Here is a 3,610-nt window from a genome sequence, read left to right as displayed (position 1 = left end):
GATAGTTTTACCCGATGGTAATATCTGATTGCCTCTTCTATGATACATTATTGCGTTGACAATTAATCCACCCTGCCCTTTCGTCAAGTCCAGCGAGTGCGCGCACTACTTATATATATAGTCATTTCAAATAAATGTGAGACAGAGGCAAGATCATGATAAAATGGCTGGGGGGGGGTGAAAAAGAGGTCTACGAGATAGACTGTATAAGGATTACAGCCCGCATACCTTGTTGATAAAAGCGGCGTTTAGAAGGAGTTAACTTGCGTTTACTGTTCCACCTCCAAAGAATATTCTTCTAGATAATTAACCCACTTTTCTCCATCTATACCAATACCAAATGTACTCCGTCTGCGATATTTCTTCTTGGTTTTTTTTCGACGAGATACATATTCTAGTACCTGCTTTTTCTTCAGTTCAGTACCTTGAAATATTGCCCAAGTGTACGCAAGTGTCATGAGCAGAATCATGTTAATAAGTCTGTTCCTTTTAAGGCTCATTCCTTCAAGATCGTAGCCTCCTGTTTTACAGTCTCGGAACATTTCTTCAATACCCATCCGCTGCTTATAAGCATTGAGAGCTGCTGGCAATGAGGCTAAGTCCGTGAGAATAAACCAGGCTTCTTTAACTTGATATTTCCCATAGTTCCTTTTCCACTTACAAGCAAGCTCAAATCCGGTTAGAGACCCGTGTTTTTCTCACTTTTTTCCCTTGAACATACAAAGAAGTTCCGGGTACTATTCCTAATTCATCCAACCGTTGCCAAACTAAATGTTCTGTTTCGATACAAAGATTCTTTTTCAGTCTTAAGCAAAAAGACACACCCTTTTCCTTAAGCCAGTTTCCCAAATCAACAGAACAAAATTCACAGTCTCCTAAAACGATGACTTTATATTCTGAAAACAATGGTAAAGCTTGCTCTAAACTGGTAGTTTGTAACTCGAAGTTACTGTTGCCTAATTTTGGCAACAGCGACCAGTATAATGGAATTGCTCTTCGCTCCCAGATTAGGCTAACCATAAAGAGATTAATGCGCCCCCATTGACTGCGGTCAATTGCGATTGATAAACGAGTACCAATGGGGCAATAAGTGGTCAACCAATAAGTAATCAAGGGGAACCAAATTAATGAGATAGTTAAGTTTGGTAAATCCCGAAATCTTTGTAGTTTTCTACGCCGACTTTCCGTTGTAATTGGGTAAGGAAATACCCGTGCCACTCGTTCTAGTCTCACTTGTTTTTCTGATTGCATCACAGATAGCAAAGTTGTCATTACAAGAAACTGAGCTGATGTCAGTTGTTTTTTTTAATGAGTCTGGTAAAATGTTGGTATCATTATTTTTTTGATAGGCAAGCGTGTAACAATTATGCTGCCTATTTTTTTTTAGCACACATTGGCTTAATCCTCACCACCTCTCGGTTTCAGGCTGGTTGTCACCCCCCCGGATAAAATGGATAAAAATAGTTAATTAGAAAAAAATGGCTTACAGTCTAGACCTAAGACAAAAAGTAGTCAATTATGTGGAAAATGGAGGGAGTATAACGAAAGCTGCCGCCATATTTAAGGTAGGAAGAGCAACAATTTATAGATGGCTAGGTAGGGAAGACCTTCGACCAACTCAGGTCAACCACCGTCAACGAAAGTTAGATTGGGAAGCCCTTAAAAAAAGATGTTGAAAAAAATCCGCTCAGCAAGATTAGTAGAAAGAGCAAAAACTTTCAGGCGTTCGACCTAGTGCCATCTGCTATGCCTTAAAAAAACTGAAAATTACAAAAAAAAAGAACTTCTCTATAAAGAAAGAAATAGAGAAGAAAGAATGAAATATTATAGAAATCTGAGAGAATTAATTAGGGCTTGCTGAATAACCGAGCGCATATTGCGTGGCGAAAGGTTTCGAGCGCGCGAGCGAGAGAAGCGTGCAAGATAAACAGGTAAAATAGGTCAAAACCCGTGCATCACCACCTGCGATCATGTACAAAAAAGCTGAGCTTGCCTCCAGCCCCCCATCCGACTTTGAACTGCCTTTCGGAGGAAGGTTGTCTGCTGACAACCGTTGGGTAAAAATGGGCGAACTAATCCCGTGGTCAGAATTTGAATCAGAATATGCTGAAAACTTCCCCACAGAAAAGGGCGCACCAGCCAAATCCTTTCGGATGGCATTGGGAGCGTTAATTATTAAAGAAAAGCTGGGAATTAGCGATCGCGAAACGGTAGAACAAATCCGTGAAAACCCCTATATACAATACTTTATCGATCATTCAAGATACAGTAATAAACTCGCATTTGATCCATCTTTATTAGTGTACTTTCGCCAAAGAATTAGTCCCAACCTAATTAATAAAGTGAACCAACGCATGGTCGCAAAAATGCGAGAAATCACCGAGCGTCAAACCCGAAAGAAAAAAGGATTCGGACGGCAAAAATGAGTCACCCAATCGTCGTAAGTTGATCGTAGATGCAACCTGCGCCCCAGCCGACATTACTTATCCAACCGACTTAGGACTATTAAACAGAGCCAGAGTTCATACAGAAAAAATCATAGACATCCTGTATAAACAAATCAAAGAAAATACTCATAAAAAACCCAGAACCTACCGTAATCTCGCCCGAAAAGATTACTTATTAATAGCAAAACAAAGAAGAGAATCCCGCCACAAAAAAAGACAGGCAATTAAAAAAAAACTTCAATATATCAAAAGAAACCTCGCTTATATTGAACAGCTAATCGAGTCAGGTGCGACTCTGGAACGCCTGAGCAAAAAGCAATATAAAACCTTGCTAGTGTTCACAGAAGTCTATCGTCAACAGCAAGGGTTATTTGATAATAATAAACAGAGTATTGAGGATAGAATAGTAAGTTTAAGCCAACGCCATATCCGTCTCATAGTCAGAGGAAAAGCCGGAAAAAGCGTAGAGTTTGGAGCCAAACTATCAGCCAGTTGTTTTGAAGGATATGTATTTTTAGACCGGATGAGCTGGGATAATTTTAACCAATCAGGGGAATTGAAAGCCCAAGTAGAAGCATATCATAGGTTCACAGGATATTATCCAGAGTCCGTTCATGCAGATCGCATTTACCGAAATCGGGAAAACCGAGCGTGGTGTAAAGAAAAAGGCATTAGAATTAGCGGGCCTCCTTTAGGAAGACCTCCAGCAACTGTGAGTAAATCAAAAAAGAGGCAAGCGTTGGAAGATGAGAGGATTAGAAATGCAATTGAGGGCAAGTTCGGACAAGGCAAACGAAGATTCGGTCTGAATAGAGTGATGGCTAAACTTGATAATACATCTAGTACAGTTATTGCAATTACTTTTTTGGTAATGAATCTTTCTACCTGGTGGTGCCGGGTTTTTTGTGTGTTTTTATATCTATTTAGAAAAAGAACACCTGTTTTGTGGTTGGAGATAATCCCTAATTATTATTGGGGTAACTCGATACAGAAAAACTTATCTTTAACCGAGCTTGAATATATCGATCGCACCTGTTCTTGGCTGGCGATCGATTATTCAGCAAGCCCTAATTAAAATTTATGGCAGCAAAAGTCTTGTATTCATTGATGAGTCAGGATTTGAGGAATTTGAAGGTTCTGTGTATGCCTTTCAAAAAGAGGAA

General features: G+C 39.7%; 3 protein-coding genes and 2 pseudogenes. 3 read left to right on the top strand and 2 right to left on the bottom strand.

What is annotated here, in order from left to right; genetic code table 11:
• Positions 1-269: 269 nt before the first annotated feature.
• The gene (locus QUA01_RS27180) at positions 270-590 is read right to left on the bottom strand and encodes a hypothetical protein (RefSeq protein WP_333093614.1); all 321 of its coding nucleotides are present in this window, start codon (positions 588-590) and stop codon (positions 270-272) included.
• Positions 591-669: 79 nt separating this feature from the next.
• Positions 670-1,272 (bottom strand): hypothetical protein, encoded by a 603-nt coding sequence (locus QUA01_RS27175; RefSeq protein ID WP_333093615.1) that lies wholly within the window; start codon positions 1,270-1,272, stop codon positions 670-672.
• A 206-nt stretch (positions 1,273-1,478) separates the two neighbouring features.
• On the opposite strand from QUA01_RS27175, the pseudogene QUA01_RS27170 reads away from it, so the two are divergent.
• The 3 genes and pseudogenes from QUA01_RS27170 to QUA01_RS27160 form a co-directional block, all read left to right on the top strand.
• Positions 1,479-1,820: pseudogene (locus tag QUA01_RS27170) on the top strand (IS630 transposase-related protein).
• 150 nt (positions 1,821-1,970) lie between these two features.
• Positions 1,971-3,522, top strand: a protein-coding gene (locus QUA01_RS27165) for an IS5 family transposase (protein WP_442921598.1) whose coding sequence is annotated in 2 segments (ribosomal slippage) — positions 1,971-2,404 and positions 2,403-3,522 — 1,554 coding nt in all. Because the reading frame shifts where the segments join, the coding sequence is not laid out codon by codon here.
• Positions 3,503-3,610: pseudogene (locus QUA01_RS27160) on the top strand (IS630 family transposase); the annotation flags it as partial. The gene QUA01_RS27165 and the pseudogene QUA01_RS27160, both read left to right, overlap by 20 nt.

Source organism: Microcoleus sp. S36a_B3, assembly GCF_036700745.1.
Taxonomy (GTDB): domain Bacteria; phylum Cyanobacteriota; class Cyanobacteriia; order Cyanobacteriales; family Microcoleaceae; genus Microcoleus.
The sequence above is the reverse complement of the archived record's forward strand: the minus strand, read 5'-3'. Positions and strand labels throughout refer to the sequence as shown.